This window comes from Streptomyces sp. DSM 15324 (assembly GCF_001514285.1).
Classification (GTDB): Bacteria; Actinomycetota; Actinomycetes; order Streptomycetales; family Streptomycetaceae; genus Streptomyces.
The window spans coordinates 37,314-59,108 of the sequence record NZ_KQ949032.1 but is presented as its reverse complement, the minus strand read 5'-3'; the positions used below and the strand labels follow the sequence as shown (position 1 = coordinate 59,108).

Below are 21,795 nucleotides of genomic sequence, written 5' to 3'. Positions count from 1 at the left end.
GGTTTCCCGCCTCTTCCTGCGACCTACGGCGTGACCTCCGCCGTGAGCTACTTCGGCTGCGGCTTGCGCACCGTCAGGTGCAGCTCCCTCAGCCGGGCCTCCTCCAGCTCCGTCGGCGCGCCCATCATCAGGTCCTGGGCGTTGCCGTTGAGCGGGAAGGCGATCGTCTCGCGGATGTTCGGCTCGTCCGCGAGGAGCATCACGATGCGGTCCACGCCGGGGGCGATGCCGCCGTGCGGCGGGGCGCCGAAGCGGAACGCGCGCAGCATGCCCGCGAACTTCTCCTCGACCGTCTCCCGGTCGTAGCCGGCGATCTCGAACGCCTTCAGCATGATCTCCGGCTCGTGGTTCCGGATCGCGCCGGAGGACAGCTCGACGCCGTTGCAGACGATGTCGTACTGCCAGCCCAGGATGTCCAGCGGGTCCTGGGTCTCCAGCGCCTCCAGGCCGCCCTGCGGCATGGAGAACGGGTTGTGCGAGAAGTCGATCGCGCCGGTCTCCTCGTCCTTCTCGTACATCGGGAAGTCGACGATCCAGCAGAAGCGGAAGACGCCCTCCTCGAAGTGGCCGGCCCGCTTGGCGGCCTCGACGCGCACCGCGCCCATGATCTTCGAGACCTCGTCGAACTCGCCCGCGCCGAAGAAGATCGCGTGCCCGGGGGCCAGGGACAGCCGCTTGGTCAGCTCGGCGACGTTGTCCTCGGTGAGGAACTTGGCGATCGGGCCGGACAGCGTGCCGTCCTCGGCCACCCGCACCCACGCCAGACCCTTCGCCCCCAGCGTGACGGCGAAGTCGCCGAGCTGGTCGAAGAACTTGCGGGGCTGCGCGGAGACGTCCGGCACCGGCAGGGCGCGCACGTGCTTGCCCGCGAAGGCCTTGAACTCCGAGCCCTCGAAGACATCGGTGATGTCCACCAGCTCCAGCTGGGCCCGCAGGTCCGGCTTGTCGGAGCCGTACTTGAGCATCGCCTCGCGGAACGGGATGCGCGGGAAGGGGGAGGTGACGTGCCGGCCGCCGCCGAACTCCTCGAACAGCTCGGTCATGAGCTGCTCGATGGGCCGGAAGACGTCCTCCTGCTCGACGAAGCTCATCTCGACGTCGAGCTGGTAGAACTCGCCCGGCGAACGGTCCGCACGCGCGTCCTCGTCACGGAAGCAGGGCGCGATCTGGAAGTAGCGGTCGAAGCCGGAGATCATCAGCAGCTGCTTGAACTGCTGCGGCGCCTGCGGGAGCGCATAGAACCGGCCCGGGTTCAGCCGCGAGGGGACCACGAAGTCACGGGCGCCCTCGGGGGAGGTCGCCGACAGGATCGGGGTCGCCATCTCGTTGAAGCCCAGCGCCGTCATCTTGTGCCGGATCGCCGAGATGACCGCCGTACGCAGCATGATGTTGCGGTGCATGCGCTCGCGGCGCAGGTCCAGGAAGCGGTACTCCAGACGCCGCTCCTCGTTGACCCCGTCCTCGGTGTTGATCGTGAAGGGCAGCGGCTGGGCGGCGCCGAGCAGCTCGACCTCGCCGACCTCGACCTCGATCTCGCCCGTGGGCAGGTCGGGGTTCACGTTCTCGGCGCCGCGCGAGACGACCTTGCCGTCGACGCGGACCGTCGACTCCTTGCTGACCTTGTCCAGGGCCTCGTACGCGGGCGTGCCCGGCCGCGCCACGAGCTGCGTGATGCCGTAGTGATCGCGCAGATCGATGAAGAGGATGCCGCCCAGGTCGCGCCGATTGTGCAGCCAGCCACTCAGCCGGACGTCGGTGCCGACGTCAGAGGAGCGGAGCTCGCCGCAGGTGTGGGACCTGTACCGATGCATCGTCGTTCATCCAGCCTTCGTGGATAGGGGGCACGTTTCACGTGAAACAAACCCCAGGGTACCGGCCGGCCCGAGATCGACTCCCCTCCGCTGCGCCGCTGATGATCGTTCCCCGACCGCCCCAGGGTGGGACGAACCCATCGGTGGCACCTTTCGTCGCCGTCTTCTTAGAGTGGGGCAATGCGCGCTGGCGAGTCCCTGCCCGCCGTGGGAGAGGTCCTCGCCTCCCTCGCGACCGGCCTGTGGCACTGGAGCACGGCCACCGGGCAGGTCACGGTCGACGCCGAGGCCGCCCGGCTGCTCGGGCTGCCCGCCGAGGGCACGGTCCTCAGCGAGGCCCAGACCCGGGCCCGGCTGCACCCCGTCGACTGGAACGAGATCACCGGAGTGATCCAGCTCGCCGTCGCCGAGGGCACCCTCGCCGAGGTGCGGATCCGGATCATGGACGAGCAGGGGCGGATCACCCGGGTGGTCCGCAGCCGCTCCAAACCGTCCTTCGACCCCGAGAAGCGGGCGTACGAGCTGATCGGCACCCTCCAGGAGGTCACCGAGCCCGGCCCCGGCACCCCCGCCGGGCGCACCGCCGTCACCGGTGACTGGCGGCGCTCACGGGAGGCGTTCCTGCTGGACGCGGGCCGGGCGCTGGCGGAGGCGCGGTCCACGGAGGAGGTGCTGCGGGTGGCGGCGGGCCTGGCGATGCCCGGGTTCTCGCCGGACGGGCTCGCCGTCTTCGGGGTCGACGGGGACCGGCTGACGATCATCGGCCACCACGGCCAGCAGCCCGGCGACGAGGAGCCCTTCACCCATATGCCCGTGGAGACGGACTACCCGGCGGCCGAGGTCGTCCGCACCGGGCGGGCCGTCTACCTCTCCTCACCCGGGCAGTACAAGGAGCGCTACCCCCTCACCTGGCCGATGGCCGCGCACTTCGGCCGGGAGTCCTGGGCGTTCGTGCCGCTGACGGTGGCCGGGCGGACGATGGGCGCCTGGATGGCCGCCTTCACCCATCCGGTGGCCTTCACCCCGGACGAACGGTCCGTCCTCACCACCGTCGCCCGCATGCTCGCCCAGGCCCTCACCCGCGCGGGCGCCGCCGAGACCCAGCGGGAGCTGACCGACGGCCTCCAGCGCTCGATGCTGCCCACGCTCGGCCCCGAGATACCCGGCATGACCCTGGCCGCCCGCTACATACCGACCGGCGGCGGGCTCCAGGTCGGCGGCGACTGGTACGACATGATCCCGCTGCCCGGGGAAGGCCGGTTCGCGCTGGTCATCGGAGACGTCCAGGGCCATGACGTGCGCGCCGCCGGGCTCATGGGCCAGCTCCGGATCGCCCTGCGCGCCTACGCCGCCGAGGGCCACCGCCCCGACGCCGTGCTCTCCCGGGCCTCCGGCTTCCTGCACGGCATCAACCAGGCCGGCGACGACACCGAACTGCGGTTCGCGACCTGCCTCTACATCGAGGTCGACCCGGTGACCGGGGTGCTGGAGACGGCCCGGGCCGGACACCTGGACCCGGCCGTGCGGATGTCCGACGGGACGGTCATGGTCCGTTCCACCGCCGGTGGCCTGCCCCTCGGTATCGACCCCACCGCCGACTACCCCACCACCCGGCTCACCCTGGAGCCCGGTGAGGCGCTGATGCTGTGCACCGACGGGTTGCTGGAGACGGGCGGTCACGACCTCGACAGCGGCTGGAGCCGCGTCCGCGCGATCATGGAGGGCCACGAGGGCGACCTGGAGGGGCTGGCCGACGCGCTCGTCCAGGCCGTGCACGGCCCGTCCTCCCACCACACGCCCGGCCCGCTCGCCGACCGCCGCGGCGACGACATCGCCGTTCTGCTCCTGTGCCGCCACGGCATGGCGGGCTGCGGCCCGGCCGCGGCCGTCCCCGTCCGCACCCCGGTCCGCCGCACGATGCTGACCGTGGCCCAGGCCGAACCCGAGCGGGTCGCGGTGGGCCGCCAGCAGCTGCGCGAGCTGCTCCACGACTGGCCGAGCGACGACCAGGTCGACTCCGCCGTGCTCCTGCTGTCGGAGAGCCTCACCAACGTCCTCGTCCACACGGACGCCGACGCGCTCGTGGTCGCCGAGGTCACCGGGCTCCCCCGGGAGCGCCGTATCCGGGTCGAGGTCACCGACACCAGCGACGACCTCCCGCACCGCCGCCGCCCCGGCGAACTCGCCTCCTCCGGCCGGGGCCTGGTCCTCGTCGAACTCCTCGCGGACAGCTGGGGGGTGTCCCCGCGCGGCGAGGGCAAGACGATCTGGTTCGAGCTCTACGAGGCCGACGGCGCGGGCGGCTCCGACGGCCCCGGTGCGCCGTAACGCGTCCGCAGCTCGCTGAGCACCCCGAAGCCCGCGGCGGTCAGCGGCACCGCGAGGAGCATGCCGAGGATGCCGGCCACCGAGGCGCCCGCGGTGATGGCGAGCATGACCGCGGCCGGGTGCATCTGGACGGTGCGGCTCTGGATGGCGGGCTGTAGGACATGGCCCTCCAGGACCTGCACGGCGAGGACGACGCCCAGCGCCCACAGCGCGATGACGAACCCCCGGTCGGCGAGCGCGACGAGGACGGCGACCGCGCCCGAGATGAAGGCGCCCAGGTAAGGGATGTAGGCGCCGACGAAGACGAGGGCGCCCAGGCCCGGGGCGCCCGGGACGTCGAGGACGAGCAGACCGACGGTGATGCACAGGGCGTCGATGAGGGCGATGAGCGTGGTTCCCCGCATGAAGCCCTCCACGGCCGCGAACGCCCGCCGGCTCATCGCCTCCAGGGTATCCCCGGTGCCGCCCGGCGCCACCGAGCGCAGGGCGCCGGCGGCGCGGTCGGAGTCCCGCAGGAAGAAGAACACCAGCAGCAGGGCGAGAACGGCCATGGCGATGGTCTCGCCGACCACGCTGACTCCGCTGATCACATTGGAGGCGGCCGTCCCGCCGAACTTCGTCAGCAGGTCACCGGACTTGGAGGCGAGGTCGTCCAGCGAGGTCCCGGCCGCCCCGAAGTGCTCGGCGACGCTTCGCGCCGCGTCCTTCAGGGAGGCGACGATCTGGTCCCCGGTGTCGATCAGCGCGGCGACCACCACGTACACGGCACCGCCGACGACCGCGACGACGGCCACGCAGGTCAGCGCCGCCGCCATCGACCGCGGCACCCGCGCCTTCACCAGCCGCTTGTACAGCGGCCGCAGCAGCGCGGTCCCGAGCAGGGCCAGCAGCACCGGCGTGACGGCCGTACGGAACGTCGCGCACAGCCGGATCCCGACGTACGCCACGCCCGCGACGAGCAGGATCACCGCACACCAGGCGGCGAGCCGGCGGACGGGCACGGGGAGCAGCTGCACACGTCCAGCGGAGCACGGCCCGGCCGGGCTGTCCTGCGTGGGCGGGCCGGCCGGGTGACGTGCCGTCAGCGTCAGGACAGCGTCCGGTACCCGCCCCAGCCCGAGCCGATCAGCGCCCGCGCCCCGAACGAGCCCTTGCCGTCGCCGTACTGCCGGTACAGCTTCCCGGCGGTGTCGCGGGCGACGAGGTCGGGACGCCCGTCACGGTTGAGGTCGCCGACACCGACGACGGCGTTGTAGGCGGCGCCCCAGTTCGCGGCCAGCTTCACGCGGGCGGAGAAGGTGCCCCTGCCGGTGCCGGAGTACCGGTAGAGGGTGTTCGCCCCGTCCTGGGCGATCAGGTCCCCGATGCCGTCGCCGTCGAGGTCTCCGGCGCCCGCGATCCGCCGGTATGTCCTGAGGTTGTCGTACAGCTTCACCCGCGAGGACAGCGTGCCGGCGCTCGTGCCCTTGAACAGGTACACCGTCCCGGTGGAGGCGGCACGGGCGACGAGGTCGGGGCGGCCGTCGCCGGTGACGTCACCGGGCGAGGTGAGGATGTCGTACTGGTTCCAGCCGCTGGTGGCGAGGGTGGTGTACTTCGTGGCGGGTTTGACGGCGGAGTTGCAGCCCGGCTTGTAGAGACGCAGGGCGCCGCTGCTCAGCCGCACGAGGACGTCGTTGCAGCGGTCGCCGCTGAGGTCGCCGACGGGGACGGCCGTGATGGTCCTGGGCCAGCCGGGGCCGTCGAGCTTCTCGGAGAACGTTCCGCCGCCGGTGCCCTGGTGGACGGTGAGGGTGCCCGAGGTGTTCAGGGTGAGCAGGTCGCCGAGGCCGTCGGTGCCGTCCATGCTGCCGTAGTCGTGGCGGACCGCGGAGCCCTCGTTGATGAACTCGCTGCCGCTGCCCGTCGTCGTGAGCGAGGATCCGCCCAGGCCGGTCGTCCGCAGGGTCCACCGGGTGACGCCGTTGGGGAAGCGGACGCCGGCCGACGTCAGCCCGTTCCAGTCGGCGTAGGCGTACGTGGTGGCCGCGCCGCCCGTGATCGTGCGGGTGGCCCTGCCGGTGGGGCCGCTCTGCACCGAGGTGAACGTCAGGGACCAGGAGGTGATCGGGCGGGACAGCCGCCAGGTGGCACTCCAGTAGCCCGCGGAGCCCATGGCCGCGAACCCGTAGATCTGCGTCGAGACCAGGGCCGGCGCGGAGGGGGTGATCCCGGTCGTGGCGACCCGGGTGCGCTCGTAGCCGTCGAACCAGGCGACCAGGCCCGTGTACTCGTCGACGGTCCAGCGCCAGCGGCGGTCGGTGTCCTGGCCGGTGTCCGGGACGCCGGAGGCCAGGGTGCGGGTGGTGCCGGTGGCCGCCTCGGTGAGGACCAGTTCGTCGGCGGTGTGGTCGTGGCGGACGGTGAAGCCGTCGCCGAGCAGGACATCGCCCGGGGCGACCGCGCGGGACGTGCCCGCCCTGGTGTCGTAGACGCCCGCCGAGGCCGTGCCGCAGGCCCAGTACAGCCAGCGGCCCGCCGCTTGGAGCTCGGTCGGGACACAGCCGGCGCCGGGGATCGTGACCGTGCTGAGGGTCTTGTCCTCGGTGAGGCTGTACGAGGTGACCTGGCCGACGCCGGAACCGGCGCTCCAGAGGGTGGAGCCGTCGAGGGCGGCGGTACGACCGCTGCGCTTCAGCTTCTGCCCCTGACCGATCTCCCACACGTACTGCGTGGGCGAGGCGCCGCCCGACTGGTAGACCACGTAGTCGTCGGAGACGTCGACGATCCTGCCGCCGGAGGTGCCGAACTCGATCGGGCCGCTGCCGATGACCTTGATCCGGTCGAGTCTCCGATCGGTCTCGTCGGTGTACGTGGTGAGGTACACGTCGTTCGGGGTGTCCCCCGTGTTTCCCCAGAGGGGGGCGCAGGAGACGCCGGTGTACGGGCAGAGGGCGTTGACCGCGGCGCTGCCGACGGCGGAGGAGGACTCCAGGGTGGCACCGCCGTCGGTGGTGAGGGTCCGTACGGAGCTGGTGCCGCCGGCCTCCACCACGCGCAGGCCGCCCCGGCTGAGGGCGAGGCCCGTCTTGACGTTCTCCACGGCTGGGACCCGCGCCACCTTCGTCAGTGTGGGTGCGCCGTCCTCGCCCGCCGCGACGCGCTGGAGCCACCAGTCGTCGGCGCCGGTGCCACCGCTGACCAGCGCGTCGCCCCCGGGTGCGGGCAGCGCGTAGGCGCCGGAGGACTCCAGCAGCGTCTGTGAGGTGTCGTCGGCGAGGGACACTGCCGTCAGCGTGCCGCCCGCGGCGAGCGGCAGCAGCAGACGGTCGCCGACGAGGAGGGGGGCGTCCATGAGATCGCCGAGGGAGGACAGGTCGTAGACCTGTTCCTCGCCTGCCGGATCGCTGCGGGACTTCAGATGCAGATTTCCGCTGTCGGGGTAGTACCAGCCGAACCGGTCTTCGCCCAGGACGGCGTACGCGTCGTACGGGACGTCCGTGAAAGCCGGCGTGGAGACGGCCGTCGCGACGTCGATGTAGGAGAGCGAGGTGCTCCCCTTCACCAGGACGCCGCGCGCGTCGGCGGCGGCCACGGTTTTGTCCGCGAGGGTGGTCGTGCCGTCGCCGGTGAGCGTGCGCTCGCGCCGCTCCCCGTCCGGGAAGTCGATGAGGGTGCGGCCGGTGACGACCGTCTCGCCCGCCAACGCCCGGTAGGAGTACGACGAGGTCACGGTGGACGTCGTCCGTGTCGCCGGGTCCCACAGGGTGACCGACTTCGAGGACAGCGCCGTCGGCAGGGCGACCAGGTCGCCGCCGGAGCCGTACCAGGCGGTGCGGCAGGCGCTGATGATGTCGGCACAGGGCGAGGCGGGTGGGTACACGCCGTCCCCGGTCGCCACGGTGACCGTGGCGCCGGTGGCGAAGTCCGTCCACAGCAGTCCGGCGACCCCGCTCTGCCGGTGCAGATAGCCCGACTCCCCGACGACCAGCGGCCGGTCGGTGCGTGGTTCGGCGGACGCCGGGTCGGTGAGGGTGATCCCGGTGGTGCCGCCGGATCCCGTCGCTCCTGCGGTGCCGCCGCCGACGGCGGTGACGACGGTTGCCACCGCGACGGCGAGTGCGGAGACGGCGGCGGTCACGCGCCCCGTTCTCCGGGCGTGTGTGCCCACGTGTGCTGGTCCTCCCCCTGAGGGCCCCCTGCCCTCGCTGAGTGAACGGACTTTAGCAAGGCTTTTCCCGTGCTTTGCGGGTGGGTTCCCCGTTCTTTTCCGCCACTTCTCGGACTTGTTCAACGGAGTCCAAGACGGCGCGGTGCACTTCGCCGGGGCCGCTGTGACCGCCGCGAGCGGGGACGACGGGGCGCCCGCGGAAGGCGACCTCGTCATCGACGACGGCACGGTGAAGGTCACCCGCGCGCAGGAGGGCCTGGAGGCAGGGACATCGTCGTCGCGGGCGGCTCTGCGGCGCTCGTGGCGAGCGGCGACGGCATCAACGCCACTGGCAGCGGTGGCTCCGGGGCGAGGCCTGGACTCCAACGGCACGGCCGAGATCACCGGCGGCACGATTGCCGTCATGCCAACGGCCCCCAGGAGGTGCCCGTCCAGCTCTTCTGGTACGCGAAGGGGCCCGGGAATGCCCCGATCCCGGGCCCCTTCTCCGTGCGTGTGGTGCGTCAGGCGGACGGTTCGCCGCCGAAGCGCTCCTTGTAGGCCGCCAGGTCGTCGTCCGTGAGCTTGGCGAAGAGGACCGGGGGGACCGTGAAGGGGGTGCCGGCGGGGACGGAGGTGAGGGCCTTCGCCTCGTCCGCGGTGACCCAGGTGGCCGTGTCCTCGGTGAGGGAGAACGCCTCGCGCATGGTCTTCGCCGTCGTCGGGATGAAGGGTTCCGAGACCACCGCGTAGAGGTGGATCAGGTTCATCGCCGTGCGCAGGGTCAGGGCCGCGCCCTCCTGGTCGGTCTTGATCTCCAGCCAGGGGGCCTTCTCCTCCAGGTAGGAGTTGCCCGCGGACCACAGGGCGCGCAGCGCGGCGGCCGCCTTGCGGAACTGGAGGGCCTCCAGCTGGGTCTCGTACTCGGCGAGCAGCTCGGCGATCTGCTCGCCCAGCCGGGTCTCCGCCTCGCCGGGCGCGCTGCCAGCCGGGACCTCCTCGCCGAACCGCTTCTTCGAGAAGGACAGGACGCGGTTGACGAAGTTGCCGAGGGTGTCGGCCAGGTCCTTGTTGACCGTGGCCGTGAAGTGCTCCCAGGTGAACGACGAGTCGTCCGACTCGGGCGCGTTGGCGATCAGGAAGTAGCGCCAGTAGTCGGCCGGGAGGATGTCCAGGGCCTGGTCGGTGAAGACGCCCCGCTTCTGGCTCGTGGAGAACTTCCCGCCGTAGTACGTCAGCCAGTTGAAGGCCTTGACGTAGTCGACCTTCTTCCACGGCTCGCGCACGCCCAGCTCGGTCGCCGGGAACATCACGGTGTGGAAGGGGACGTTGTCCTTGGCCATGAACTCGGTGTAGCGGACGCTCGTGTCCGCTTCGTACCACCAGGACTTCCAGTCCCGGTTCTCCGGGTCGAGGTCCGCCCACTCCTTCGTCGCGCCGATGTACTCGATCGGGGCGTCGAACCACACGTAGAAGACCTTGCCCTCGGCAGCCAGCTCCGGCCAGGTGTCGGCCGGCACCGGCACGCCCCAGTCCAGGTCACGGGTGATGGCGCGGTCGTGCAGGCCCTCGGTCAGCCACTTGCGGGCGATGGAGGAGGCCAGCTGCGGCCAGTCGCCCTCGTGGCGGGAGACCCACTCCTCGACCTCGTGCTGGAGCTTGGACTGGAGCAGGAAGAGGTGCTTGGTCTCGCGGACCTCCAGGTCCGTGGAGCCGGAGATCGCGGAGCGCGGGTTGATCAGGTCGGTGGGGTCGAGCACCCGGGTGCAGTTCTCGCACTGGTCGCCGCGGGCCTTGTCGTAGCCGCAGTGGGGGCAGGTGCCCTCGACATAGCGGTCCGGGAGGAAACGGCCGTCGGCCGGGCTGTAGACCTGGCGGATCGCCCGCTCCTCGATGAAGCCGTTCTCGTTGAGGCGGCGGGCGAAGTGCTGGGTGATCTCGACGTTCTGCGGGCTGGAGCTGCGGCCGAAGTAGTCGAACGCGAGTGCGAAGCCGTCGTAGACCGCCTTCTGCGCGTCGTGCGCGGTGGCGCAGAACTCGGCGACCGGGATGCCCTGCTCCTTCGCGGCCAGCTCGGCGGGGGTGCCGTGCTCGTCCGTGGCGCAGATGTACAGGACGTCGTGGCCGCGCTGGCGGAGGTACCGGGAGTACACGTCCGCCGGGAGCATGGACCCCACCATGTTGCCCAGGTGCTTGATTCCGTTGATGTACGGAAGGGCGCTGGTGATGAGGTGTCGAGCCATCGGGGGCTGCTCCCAGGTCGGTCTGTCGGCTGTATTGCGAACCTTGAAATCGTATCCGACATGTGTATGCCGCCCGCTTCCCGTTTTACGGGGTGAGAAGCGGGCGGCATACGGGGCGTACGGAGCGCGGGCGCGGTGTTACGGGCGCCAGTCGATGAGGACGCCGTCGTAGAGCTCCGCGTCGGTCAGCTCCAGGGGGGTCGGGCCCGCGTGGAAGAAGGCCGTGTTGTCGGTCTTCAGCTTGCGGAGGTAGTCGAAGGCCTTGTTGTCGTGGTCACCGAAGGCGACGAAGGAGAAGAACACGGAGGGGTGGCTCTTCGCGGCGTCGGTGAGGGACTGGGTGGCCGGGGTCTTCGCGTCCGGGGCGCCGTCGGTCTGGAAGACGACCAGGGCGGGGGTGCCGGGGGTGGCCTGCTCGTCGTAGTGGGCGAGTACGGCCGCCACGGCGGCGTGGTAGCTGGTACGGCCCATGCGGCCGAGGCCGGCGTGCGCCTCGTCGATCGCGTTCTCGGGGGAGGCGGGGGTGAGATCGGTGGTGCCGTCGACCTCGGTGGAGAAGAACACGACGTGGACCGAGGGCGCCTCGGGGGTGAGGTGGGCGGCGAGCGCGAACGTCTGGTCGGCGAGCGCCTGGGCCGAGCCGTCCTTGTAGTACGGGCGCATGCTGGCGGAACGGTCGAGAACGAGGTAGACCCGCGCGCGTGCGGTGGTGAGCCCGGCCTTCGCGAGGGCGAGAGCGGCGGCGTCGTGCGCGAGGGGCACGTCGACGGGCTCGGCGTCGAGGGCGGGGGTCGCCTCGGGCTCCGTCTCGGTGGGGGTGGCGGCGGCGACGGGGGTCGCCTCGGGCGCGGGGACGGTGGTGGCCTCGGGCTGGGGGTCCGGCTCCACGGGGAGGGCCTCCGCCGGGGTTTCGGCCTCGGCGGCGGTCTTGGCTTCGGTCTGGGGCTCTTCGGTGGTCGCTTCCGGCTCTGCCTGGGGTGCGGGGTCGGCGGCGGCTTCGGGCTGGGGGTCCGGCTCCACGGGGAGGGCCTCCGCCGGGGTTTCGGCCTCGGCTTCGGTCTTGGCTTCGGTCTGGGGCTCTTCGGTGGTCGCTTCCGGCTCCGCCTCGGGCTCGGCGTCGACGGTGGCTTCGGTCGGGGGCTCCTCCGTGGTTGCCGCGGGGGCCTCGGTCGTCGCCTCCGTCGCCGGGGCCTCCTCGGTCACCGCAGAGGTCTCGGCGGACGCCGACTCCACGGCCGTTTCGGCCACCGGCTCCTGGTCCGCAACCTCGGCCGCTTCAGCAGCCTCGGGCTCGTTGTCGGCGTGCGGCTCCTCCGTGGCAGCCTCCTCCACGGGAGCCTGCTCGGCCACCGGTTCCTCCACCGCGTCGGTGGAAGCCTCCGGGGCCTGAGTCGCCACCGCAGCTTCACTGCTCGGCTCCGCCACGGTCTCGGCGACCGGCTCGGCTTCAGTCTTCGCCGCAGCCTCACCCACCGGCTCCGAGACAGCCTCGTCGGCAGCCTCGGCCTCAGCCACCGGCTCGGCTTCGGTCTCCGGCTCAGCCGCAGCCTCAGCTACCGGTTCCGCCGTAGCCTCACCGGTCGATTCGGCCTCGGTCACCGGCTGCGCCGCGGTCTCAGCCACCGGCTCCGCGACAGCCTCGTCGGCAGCCGCAGCCCCAGCCGCAGCCTCACCCACCGGCTCCGCCACAGCCTCGTCGGCAGCCCCAGCCTCAGCCTCAGCCACCGGCTCCGCCTCAGCCACAGTCCCAGCCGCCGCAGGCTCCGCCTCAGCCGCCGCAGGCTCCGCCTCAGCCGCCGTCTCAGCCGTCGGCGTCTTCTCCCCCTGCTCGCCTTCCGTCTCCGTGGAGCGGGTCGGCTTTGGGACCGTGACGTTGTCGAAGGCCGCCGCGACCAGTTCGTGTTCCGGGTCCGTTGCCGGGCGGGGCTCGGGGATCACGGCGGTCGGGGCCGGCGTGGGCGCCGGTTCGCCGTTCTGCCGCTCCTCTCGCGAAGAAGCGGGTTCCTGCGAGGGAACCTGTTCCGCACCCTCCGCCTCGGCGGTGCGCTCCTTGCGTGAGCGGCCGAATGCGTTCCGAAGGCGAGTGAGAATGCCCATGCGCGCAACCCTTCGCGTGAGTTGAAGCCCGTCAATCCCTGGCCAGGACGGACACGTAAGGTTAGCGGCCCGTAGGGGAGATCTTGGGCAGGGGTGAGTGAGGGGAAGCGAGGCGTGTCAACACCGCCTCCCGGCCATCCCGCGCCCCGTCCCCTCCCCCGTGCCCTCCCCCCTCCCGCTCCCCGCCCCAACTTCCCTGTCGCTACCGGGGATTCACTCCCCGTTCACCCCGTCGCCGCGCCTGCGCACAGACGCCCCCCTACCGTCACGCTCACACCAAGGGAACGCAAGGGGAGAGTAAAGGTGCGCAAGCTGCTGCCGTTGATCGGAACGCCGTCCCAGTCCCACCCCGGCGGACGCTCCGCCATGACCTGCCGTTTCCGCTGCGGTGACGCCTGTTTCCACGAGGTGCCCAACACCAGCGGCAACGAGTACGTCGGTGACGTCATCACCCGGGCCCTGAGCCGCCGCGGCATCATGCGCGCCGCCGCCGTCGTGACCGTCGCCGCCACCGCGGGAGCGGCCGGGGCGCTGCCCGCCGCCGCCGCGCCCGCGCACACCACCGGGAAGGGGAAGCCGGCCACCGGCGCCCGCGGCCTGCGCTTCACCCCCGTGCCGCCGAACACCGCGGACGCCGTCACCGTGCCGGACGGCTACCGGCAGAACGTCGTCGTCCGCTGGGGCGAGCCCATCCTGCGCGGTGCGCCCGCCTTCGACCCGGAGAACCAGACGGCGGAGGCGCAGGCCGGGCAGTTCGGCTACAACAACGACTTCCTGGCGCTGCTGCCCCTCCCGGGCGAGCACCGCCGGCAGCTCCTCGTCGCCAACCACGAGTACACGGATGAAGTGCTCATGTTCCGCGGCTACGACGCCGCCAACCCCACCCGCCAGCAGGTGGAGGTCGCCTGGGCCGCGCACGGCCTCGCCGCCGTCGTCGTGGAGGAGGACCGCAGGACCGGCGCGCTGACCGCCGTACCCCGGCATCCCCTCAACCGGCGGGTGACCGCCACGACCGAGTTCCGGCTCACCGGGCCCGCCGCCGGGTCCGACCTGCTGAAGACGTCCGCCGACCCCACCGGCACCAAGGTCCTCGGCACCCTCAACAACTGCTCCGGCGGCACCACCCCCTGGGGCACGACTCTGCACGGCGAGGAGAACTTCAACCAGTACTTCGCCCACTCCTCCCGCCCGACCGACAAGCGCTACGGCGTCGGCACCGGCGCCACCGAGCGCAAGTGGGAGCGGTTCGACAAGCGGTTCGACGTCGCCCAGGAGCCGAACGAGGTGCACCGGTTCGGGTACGTGGTCGAGTTCGATCCGTACGACCCGGCCTCCACGCCCCGCAAGCACACCGCCCTCGGCCGGTTCAAGCACGAGGCCGCGACCGTGCGGCTCACCGAGGACGGGCGGCCGGTCGTCTACTCCGGTGACGACGAGCGCTTCGACTACTTCTACAAGTTCGTCGGCAGCAAGCGGATGAAGAAGGGGTCGAGCCGGGCCGTGCGCGAGCACAACCTGTCGCTGCTCGACGAGGGCACGCTGTACGTCGCCCGGCTCACCGGCGACTCCCCGGCCCTGGAGATCGACGGCACCGGCAAGCTGCCGGCCGACGGCGAGTTCGACGGCAGCGGCGAGTGGATCCCGCTGGCCACCGCCACCGCGAAGGGCGCCGTCTCGCACGTCGAGGGGATGAGCGCCGAGGAGGTCTTCGTCTTCACGCGGCTCGCGGGCGACAAGGTCGGCGCGACGAAGATGGACCGGCCCGAGGACATCCAGCCCTCGCCGGTCTCCGGCAAGGTGTACGTCGTGCTCACCAACAACTCCAACCGCGGTGTCGGCGCGCACGCCAAGGCCGACGAGGCCAACCCGCGCAACGCCAACAAGCACGGGCACATCCTGGAGCTGACCGAGCGCCGGAACCGGCCGGAGAGCACGGCCTTCGCCTGGTCGCTCTTCCTCGTCGCGGGTGACCCCGACGATCCCGCGACCTACTTCGCCGGGTTCTCCAAGGACGACGTCAGCCCGATCTCCTGCCCGGACAACGTGGCCTTCGACCCGCACGGCAACCTGTGGATCTCCACCGACGGCAACCAGCTCGGCTCCCACGACGGCCTCTTCGGCGTGGCCACGCGCGGTGCGCGGCGCGGTGAGCTGAAGCAGTTCCTGACGGTGCCGACCGGTGCGGAGACCTGCGGTCCCGTCATCCAGGACCGGCGCGTCCTGGTCGCCGTACAGCATCCGGGGGAGATCGACGGGGCGTCCGTCGAGAAGCCGGCCAGTACCTGGCCCGACGGGCCCGGGAAGATCGTCCGTCCGGCGGTCGTGGCGGTGTGGCGCGCCGACGGCTGCGACATCGGCGCCTGATCAGCCCGACGGGGAGGCGATCGCCCGCGCCGCCGCCACCTCCTGGCGCAACGGCTCCAGAACGCTGCCGGACGCGCCCGTGAGGTCCGTGCGGACGGGATAGAGGACCTCGGTGTCGCGCAGGCCCTCGGCGAGTTCCCGCAGCTGGAGCGTGACCTGCGCGAGTTCCGGCCCCGACGGCGGTTCGGCTCCGTGTTTCACACGGACCCGGGCCGCCGTCGTCGCGTCCACGATCCGTTCCACCGCGACGACCAGCGGCCACCAGGCGGCGGCCCGGCTGCCGGTCGGCGGCGGCTCGGTCAGCGCCCGCTGGAACTCCGTACGGACCACGGACAGATCGCGGTACAGCCGGCGGCGCATCCGGGCGCGGGCCGCCGGGTCGACCTCCGGTCCGAAGGCCGCCTCGACATAGCGGGCGCTGTCGGCGACCGCGTCGGCCAGCCTGTCCCCGACCCGGGTGTGCCAGCTCTCCGGCCAGAGCAGATAGCCGGCCACGAGCGCGATGCCGCAGCCGATCAGGGAGTCCACCAGCCGGGGCAGCAGCAGCCCCGTCCCCTGGTGGTTGAGGATGTCCGACAGGAGCAGGATCACCGGGGTGATCGCCGCCGTCTGGTAGCCGTAGCCGCGCGGGGTGAGCGCGGGGATGAGCGGCGCGAGGACCAGCATCACCGGTACGTCCCACCACCCGCGCGGCACCTGGGAGAGCACCGCCGCCGCGACCACCAGGCCGACGACCGTGCCGAGCGCGCGCAGCAGCGCCCGCGAGAACACCGAGCCGAAGTCGGGCTTGAGGACGAAGGTGATGGTCAGGGCCACCCAGTAGGAGCGGGCGACCGGGACGGTCGACACCAGCACCTGGGCGAGGCCGATGCACAGGGCGAGCCGCAGCCCGTACCGCCAGGAGGCGGCGGACAGGGCCACGTCGCGGGCGGCCCGCGCGGCGCGGGTGCCGAGCCGGGCCGGGCGGCCGAGCCGGTCGTCCTCGGGGCCGCGGGGGTCGACGTCGGGCGCGGTCACCACGGCGGCGGCGTGCCGCAGGGCGTGGTCGACGGCGCGTCCGGTCTCCGAGGCGGGGGTGGGCAGGGTGAGGGCCAGGGGGCCGGTGAAGCCGGTCTCGATCGCCCGTGCCAGGTGGTGCACGGCCTCCGGGACCTCCGGCGGCAGCGGCCTGCCGTGCAGATGGGCCGCCGGGGCCGCCTCCACCACCGGGGTGATGGCGTTCAACTGCGCCAGCAGCCGCACCAGTTCGGGGCTGCGGCCGTGGTGGCGCGCCCGCCGGGCGAGGACGAGGTCGTACGACTGGTTCAGCGACTGGGTGACGGTGTGGCGGGCGTCCTCGTACGCGCCCGGGACCCGGCTGCCGCAGGCGGCCAGCAGATCGGCGACCGTGCGGTAGCCGGCCGCGACGGCGGTGCGTTCCGGCACCCCCGAGCGCAGTGGCCAGGCCAGCAGCGCGAGGAGCAGGACGAGCAGCCCGCCGCCGCTCACCAGCAGCGGCGCCAGCCACCACGCGCCGGGCATCGGAAGCCCCGCGCCGACGACGCAGTTGAGGAGCAGCAGCAGCCCGGAGACGGACGCCACCGCCCCGATCGTCGAGATCATCCCGGAGACGAGCGCCACGGCGGTGACGGTGACGACCGCGAGCCAGCCCTGGCCGTACACGGCCGATCCGAGCGTGATGCCGACGGCCCCGAACAGCTGCGGGATCGCGATGTTGAGGATCCGCATGCGGTAGGCGTCGGCGGTGTCGCTGATGACCCCCGACAGGGCGCCCATGGACACGAGCGCCCCGTAGGCGGGCTGTCCGGCCGCCATGCCGATCACCAGGGGCAGGGTCATCGCGACGGCGGCGCGGGCGACGGCGGGCCGGTTGACGGGGGACTGCTGGGGCCGAAGGTTCCGCACCAGCCAGTCGGGTGGCGTGAGGCCGATGGGGAACTCGCGGGACATGGGCCCCATTATGGGCACCCACCGTCCCGGCAGGTCAGGGCGACGGCGACCGGCTCAGCGGAACTCCCGGACGACCTCGATGCGCCCGACGATGTGCGCGTTGAACTCCTCGAGCTCCTCCGCCGGCACCCACAGCTCCAGGATGGTCTCTCCCCCGGCCTGGCGCACCGGGTACCTCCGCAGGAACTCCGTGTCGACCTCGAAGCGGGTGACGTAGCCGACGCCGGAGGCGGGCACGTTCCAGTCCCGGGCGATCCGCACCGCGTAGTCCTCGTTGAGCACCGGGTAGAAGATCGGCTGCTCGGGCAGGCGGGGCGGCCACGCGGTCCACCCGGACGCCTCCACGAGCGCCAGCTCCTCGGGGCCGGTGGGGCGCCAGAGGGTGGTGGTCGTGGTCGTCTTCCGCGCGGTGTCCATGGGCGGCACGCTAACCGGCCGGCAGCGGCCCCGGCCAGGCGATTAAGCCCCGTCGACCCGCGTCAGGAAGTCCCCGAGGGCGGCGTTGAACTCCCGCGGTCGCTCCAGGTTCGGCAGGTGGGCGGCGCCCTCGATCACCGTCAGGGCGGAGTCGGGCAGGGCCGCGTGCAGGGCCTGGGCGTCCGCGACCGGGGTGTAGGTGTCGTCGGCGCCGACCACGACCAGCGCCGGGACCGTGACCCGCGGCAGCAGGGGACGGTAGTCGGGGCGTTCGGCCCGGCCGCGCAGCGCGGCCGCCGCGCCCTCGGGGGAGGTGGCCGTCATCATGCGGTGGACGTGGGCCTTGACGGCGAGGGCAAGCGGGCGGACGCGGCACGGCGGCAGGCACTGCTCGCCGAGGCGCTCGGCCCCGGCGGGTTCTGCGTGCGGACCGATCCGCGCGCCTACTTCGCCTGGTGGGAGCTGCCCGCGCCCTGGCGGGCGGACACCTTCACCGCCGCCGCGGCGGCGCACGGCATCGCCGTCACCCCGGGCACCGCCTTCGCCGTCGACCCGCGCCGCACCCCGGACGCGGTCAGGCTCGGGCTCGCGTCGGCTCCGGAGGCGGAGCTGCTGCGGGCGCTGCGGACGCTCGCCGCAGTCGCAGCTGCCGGACCGCCCGCAGATGGCCGGTGAGCCAGGTCGCCCCGGCCACCGTCAGCCCCAGCGCGAGCAGCAGCCAGGCGGCGCTGCGCAGTGTGGTCGTCAGGGCGTCGTAGACCGCGGCGGCGGCCGGGCGGTGGGCCTCGTCGGGCAGGTCGGCGAGGGTGAGCCGACGGCCGATCGCGACGGCCAGGCCGAGGAACGCGCCGCCGAGAGCGGTGCCGAGGGCCGTCGCGGTGATCGCGCGGCGACGGCAGGCGGCGACGGCGATACCGCCCGTCGCGAGGACGACCGCCGCGAACGGCAGCCAGAAACCGGCGACATCGAGCACGTGGTAGCCCTTCCGGAGGGTGGCCAGATGGCCGGGCGGCAGCAGCGCCACCCGGGTGTGCTCGATCGGGATGCGCTCCGCGAACGGCACGTGGTCGAGGGTCATCTGGTGCTTCAGCGGGGTGGTGACCGCCGCCAGGTCCACCGTGACGGGGGCGTCGTCCGGGCCGGGGCGGTCGTCGGTGAGCGCCCGCATCACGGCCGTGTGCGCGGCCTCGTTGCCCGCGTCCCACGCGGTGCGGTAGGCGTGGGTCTCGGTGAAGGAGCGCACCGCGTCGCGCAGGAACAGCGGGCTCATCCCCGACTCGCGCGCCACCCCGTCGCCCACCGTGTCCGCGACGGCGTCCCGTACGGCGGGGTCCGAGGCCAGCGGAGCCATCGTGGTGACATAGCTGCGGGTGTCGGTGAGGCCGTACGCCGCCCAGGCCGCGAGCGCGCCCAGCGGCACGAGCAGGCAGGACAGCGCGATCAGGACGGCCGAGAGGGCGGTCCGCAGGCTTCGGGACACCCTCCCAGGCAACGGGCGGTACGCGGCCGTCGCCAGCGGGCCTGAGCCGTACGGGTGCCCCTGGGACGGCCGGGTTCCCCGGGGCTGGTGGGGCCTCCGGTGGAGGGTTCACCCGAACGGGTGTTTCCTGGTTCTGGGGAGAAGGAGGCCGATCATGCGCACCACTCCGGCCCTGCGGACTCTGGCCGCGGCCCTGCTCACCGGTGGCACCCTCGCCGCGACCGCGGCGAGCACCTCCGCGGCGGCAGCCCCGCCGACCGGCGGCGGCGACGGACCCCTCGTGGGCACCGTCGTCTCCCGCACCGACCTGAACGTGCGACAGCAGCCCACCACCCACTCCGCCGTCGTCGCCTCGCTCGCGCCCGGCACCCACGACCTCGTCCAGTGCCGGGTCCGGGGCCAGCGCGTCGACGGCAACCCCTACTGGTACTGGCTCTACGACAGCCAGGGCTGGGCCAGCGCCGCCTTCGTCGATGTCCGCGGCGGCCGGGTCCCGGACTGCGCCGACCCGTGCCCGCAGTGGAAGAACGGGGACTGGACCAACTGGAACGACCCCTTCACCAACAGCTCGTTCAGTGTCTCGGGCTCGGGTTCGTTCAGCTTCTCGGGCTCCTGGAGCTTCAGCGCCTCCGGGACGTCAGGAACCTCGTCGGGTGGCTGGGAGTGGATCCCGGTCGGCCGGTGAGTGGAGGGATGAGGGAAACGCATGGGCCCCGGCGCGAACCGCCGGGGCCCATGTGCCGCCGGTTCGGGCCGGCGACCGGGGGAGGGCTATCGGATGCGGTGTCCCGCCGCGTCCTCGTGCGTGTAGAAGCGGTAGAACAGCACGGCGAACGTGACCGCGCCGAGCACCAGCCCCATCCACACCGAACGCAGGATGCTCGCACCGGTGTTGGCGTACAGGAACCCGAACGCACAGCCCGCGAACACCGCCCACAGCAGGGCGTGCAGTTCGCGCATCATGTGCGGCGCCAGGGCCGCCACACCCATCCACAGGGCCGCGAACACGATCGTGCTCACGAAGCCGAGCAGGACGTTCCAGCCGGTGACGGGGTCACCGGAACGGTTGTTGGCCGCCACCCAGTAGCCGTAGACGAGTCCCATGCCGACCGGGACCGCCCACCGCGCGATCCGGTGGGTGCGTGCGCTGAAGATGTCCGGTGTGCGGGCCGGCCTCGCCGGGGTCCGCACCGCGGGTGCCGCATGAGCCATGAGAGCGCTCCTCTCTCTCCTCGCCCCCGCCTTCCAGGGCACACCCGGCCGCGGGCGGTGGCAAGTGGGATGCCCCGGGTTCCCGGATGCGGGGCGCGGGGCCGGGTGTTTCGCTGACCCCATGGAGCGGGACACCCGCCCCGCGCAGGCGGGAAGTTCCTGCGTAACGGGGGCGCCGCGAAGGCCGGGACGAACCGCTCCATCGCCCAGGAGGCCTGGGGCCGGACCGTGACGATGCTGACGTACAAGACCGCCCGCAACGGCGGCCGGCTCGTCAAGGTCCCCGCCCCCGGCGAGCGGGACGGCTCCCCCGCGTCCCCGTAGGGGGACGTTCGCCGGGCTGAGGCAGACCTTTGCAGCAGCAGCGGTTACGGTGCTGAGGTACTGATCGACAGGGGGAGGGACCATGCCCGGAACCGTGCTGCTGCTCGCGGCGTCGCCCGTGGGCAAGGGGTGTCTGGTGGACGCGGCGTCCGTCCTCCCCGTGCTCGCGGCGGTACCGCCGGCCGTGCTGGCCGGCACCGACACCGCCAATGTCGTCGAACTGGCCGATCCGCTGGAGCCGCAGGCCGTGCTGACCCGGCTCCGGGCCGCCGCGGCGGCGGCCGGACCGCTGACCGTGTTCGTCACCGGCCAGCTCCAGCTCGACCGGCGCCAGCGTCTGCCGCACCTCGCGCTCGCCCGTACGACGCCGTCCACCGTCCGCTACACCGGGTTCCCCTGGCACTGGTTCCGGGAGGAGCTGCGGCTGCGACCGGCCGGGACGACGACCGTGCTGGTCGATCTGCACGCCGACGCGGAGGCCTGGGGATGGCTGCGCGGCCACGCGCTGGAGTGCGGGCCGACGGTCGCGGTGTACGGGAGGGTGGCGCCGCCCCCGGGACGGCGGACGGTGGCCGCGCCGACGTACATGAAGGCGGTCGCGACGATCCTGCGCAGCGGGGGCCGTCCGGCGGTGGAGCAGCTGCACCAGGCGGCGTTGGGGCGGATCGCGGGGGAAGGAGAGGTGGGCGACCTGGTGCTGGGTGCCGCTGCCTGGGTGCCTCCGCAAGGCTCCGCCCCCCGGGCCCCCGATCGGCCTGAACGGCCTCGTCCGCAAGCGCCGGACGGGCCGGTGGGCGACCCGCACGCCGCCATCTCCAGTGCCGTCCGGGCCGGGAACCACGCCGACGCCGACGCCCTCGCCGCCCGCTGGCAGGAGGCATCCGCCGACGCGCACGGGCCGGGGTCGCAGGAGGCGCTGCACTGGGCCGAGGTGCGGGCCGATCTCGCGATGTTCGCGGGGGACGCCGAGCGCAGCTGCCGTACCTGGATGGCGGTCGCCGCCGCCCGGCTGGCCGCCGGGCAGGCGGTCGACGCGCCCGCCGTCGAGGCGGCCGTGGACCGGGCGCACCACCAGTGGGGACGGATAGCGGACACGGCCCGCGCCCGCGAACTCGGCCCCGCCCTGGCGGACCTGCGCGCCCGCGTCCCGGGCCGCCGCCAGGGAGCCCTGGACCATGTCAGGCGCCAGCTACGCCAGTTGCAGCTCCAGTCCTGACCGCGCGCCCCGGGCCCGAGGTGGGGCCCGCCGGGCCACGCGCTAGGGGTTCGCGGGCTGTTCCTGGGCCGTCGGCGGGGCGGACGTCGCCCGGGCCGGGATCGCGTTGGCCGCGGTGATCAGGGTGGCGGCGGCCAGGACGGCGGCGGCGAGGGCCCTGGCGTAACGGTGTCCGTGGTGGGGGGATGTGGGTCCGGGCACGGCAACCTCACAACATCGGCGGA

14 protein-coding genes and 3 pseudogenes are annotated in these 21,795 nt (G+C 72.8%); 6 read left to right on the top strand and 11 right to left on the bottom strand.

Translation table 11 applies throughout. From position 1 onward, the window contains the following. Positions 1–47: 47 nt before the first annotated feature. A complete protein-coding gene (gene aspS, locus AQJ58_RS28240) occupies positions 48–1,811 on the bottom strand; it encodes an aspartate--tRNA ligase (RefSeq protein WP_067255274.1) in 1,764 nt (587 codons plus the stop codon). 180 nt (positions 1,812–1,991) lie between these two features. On the opposite strand from aspS, the gene AQJ58_RS28235 reads away from it, so the two are divergent. Beyond that, a complete protein-coding gene (locus AQJ58_RS28235; protein WP_067255272.1) occupies positions 1,992–4,139 on the top strand; it encodes a SpoIIE family protein phosphatase in 2,148 nt (715 codons plus the stop codon). Here the strand turns inward: AQJ58_RS28235 and AQJ58_RS28230 are convergent. From AQJ58_RS28230 to AQJ58_RS45735, 4 genes are all read right to left on the bottom strand, one after another. Further along, positions 4,091–5,155 (bottom strand): AI-2E family transporter, encoded by a 1,065-nt coding sequence (locus tag AQJ58_RS28230; RefSeq protein ID WP_067255270.1) that lies wholly within the window; start codon positions 5,153–5,155, stop codon positions 4,091–4,093. The genes AQJ58_RS28235 and AQJ58_RS28230 overlap by 49 nt on opposite strands. 71 nt (positions 5,156–5,226) lie before the next feature. Continuing rightward, positions 5,227–8,259, bottom strand: coding sequence for an FG-GAP repeat domain-containing protein (locus AQJ58_RS45500; RefSeq protein WP_067255268.1), 3,033 nt, complete (start codon positions 8,257–8,259; stop codon positions 5,227–5,229). A gap of 533 nt (positions 8,260–8,792) precedes the next feature. Continuing rightward, complete coding sequence (gene metG / locus AQJ58_RS28220) at positions 8,793–10,511, bottom strand: methionine--tRNA ligase (protein ID WP_067255266.1); 1,719 nt, start codon at positions 10,509–10,511, stop codon at positions 8,793–8,795. A gap of 138 nt (positions 10,512–10,649) precedes the next feature. Beyond that, positions 10,650–11,909 carry a VWA domain-containing protein gene (locus AQJ58_RS45735; protein WP_324613841.1) on the bottom strand — a complete coding sequence of 420 codons (1,260 nt, stop codon included), beginning with the start codon at positions 11,907–11,909 and terminating at the stop codon, positions 10,650–10,652. Between the two features lie 1,002 nt (positions 11,910–12,911). Here AQJ58_RS45735 and AQJ58_RS28210 point away from each other — a divergent pair. Next, on the top strand, positions 12,912–14,972 hold the full coding sequence (locus tag AQJ58_RS28210; RefSeq protein ID WP_067255262.1) for a PhoX family protein: 2,061 nt from the start codon (positions 12,912–12,914) through the stop codon (positions 14,970–14,972). On the opposite strand, the gene AQJ58_RS28205 is transcribed toward AQJ58_RS28210, so the two are convergent. The 3 genes and pseudogenes from AQJ58_RS28205 to AQJ58_RS28195 all read right to left on the bottom strand — a co-directional run. After that, positions 14,973–16,922, bottom strand: a complete 1,950-nt coding sequence (locus AQJ58_RS28205; protein ID WP_067255260.1) for an FUSC family protein — start codon at positions 16,920–16,922, stop codon at positions 14,973–14,975. A 54-nt stretch (positions 16,923–16,976) separates the two neighbouring features. Beyond that, entirely contained in the window at positions 16,977–17,339 is a 363-nt protein-coding gene (locus AQJ58_RS28200) for a hypothetical protein (RefSeq protein WP_067255258.1), read from the bottom strand. A 42-nt stretch (positions 17,340–17,381) separates the two neighbouring features. Continuing rightward, positions 17,382–17,687: pseudogene (locus tag AQJ58_RS28195) on the bottom strand (alpha/beta fold hydrolase); the annotation flags it as partial. Positions 17,688–17,696: 9 nt separating this feature from the next. On the opposite strand from AQJ58_RS28195, the pseudogene AQJ58_RS41640 reads away from it, so the two are divergent. Then, positions 17,697–18,014, top strand: a pseudogene (locus tag AQJ58_RS41640) (aminotransferase class I/II-fold pyridoxal phosphate-dependent enzyme); the annotation flags it as partial. Here AQJ58_RS41640 and AQJ58_RS28190 read toward each other — a convergent pair. Then, positions 17,914–18,819: a hypothetical protein gene (locus AQJ58_RS28190; protein ID WP_067255256.1), complete on the bottom strand. Its 906-nt coding sequence runs from the start codon at positions 18,817–18,819 to the stop codon at positions 17,914–17,916. The pseudogene AQJ58_RS41640 and the gene AQJ58_RS28190 sit on opposite strands and share 101 nt — an antisense overlap. A 154-nt stretch (positions 18,820–18,973) precedes the next feature. Here AQJ58_RS28190 and AQJ58_RS28185 point away from each other — a divergent pair, with 154 nt between their 5' ends. After that, entirely contained in the window at positions 18,974–19,504 is a 531-nt protein-coding gene (locus AQJ58_RS28185) for a hypothetical protein (RefSeq protein ID WP_067255254.1), read from the top strand. 86 nt (positions 19,505–19,590) lie between these two features. Here the strand turns inward: AQJ58_RS28185 and AQJ58_RS28180 are convergent, their stop codons facing one another. Further along, the gene (locus tag AQJ58_RS28180) at positions 19,591–20,031 is read right to left on the bottom strand and encodes a hypothetical protein (RefSeq protein WP_067255252.1); all 441 of its coding nucleotides are present in this window, start codon (positions 20,029–20,031) and stop codon (positions 19,591–19,593) included. 174 nt (positions 20,032–20,205) lie between these two features. Between AQJ58_RS28180 and AQJ58_RS42870 the strand changes: the two are divergent. Both AQJ58_RS42870 and AQJ58_RS28175 read left to right on the top strand, forming a co-directional pair. Next, positions 20,206–20,325 (top strand): annotated as a pseudogene (locus AQJ58_RS42870) (RNA-guided endonuclease TnpB family protein); the annotation flags it as partial. 112 nt (positions 20,326–20,437) lie between these two features. Then, a complete protein-coding gene (locus AQJ58_RS28175) occupies positions 20,438–21,571 on the top strand; it encodes a hypothetical protein (protein WP_067255250.1) in 1,134 nt (377 codons plus the stop codon). A gap of 42 nt (positions 21,572–21,613) precedes the next feature. Here the strand turns inward: AQJ58_RS28175 and AQJ58_RS43980 are convergent, their stop codons facing one another. Further along, positions 21,614–21,772 carry a hypothetical protein gene (locus AQJ58_RS43980; protein WP_199844704.1) on the bottom strand — a complete coding sequence of 53 codons (159 nt, stop codon included), beginning with the start codon at positions 21,770–21,772 and terminating at the stop codon, positions 21,614–21,616. Positions 21,773–21,795: the final 23 nt, after the last annotated feature.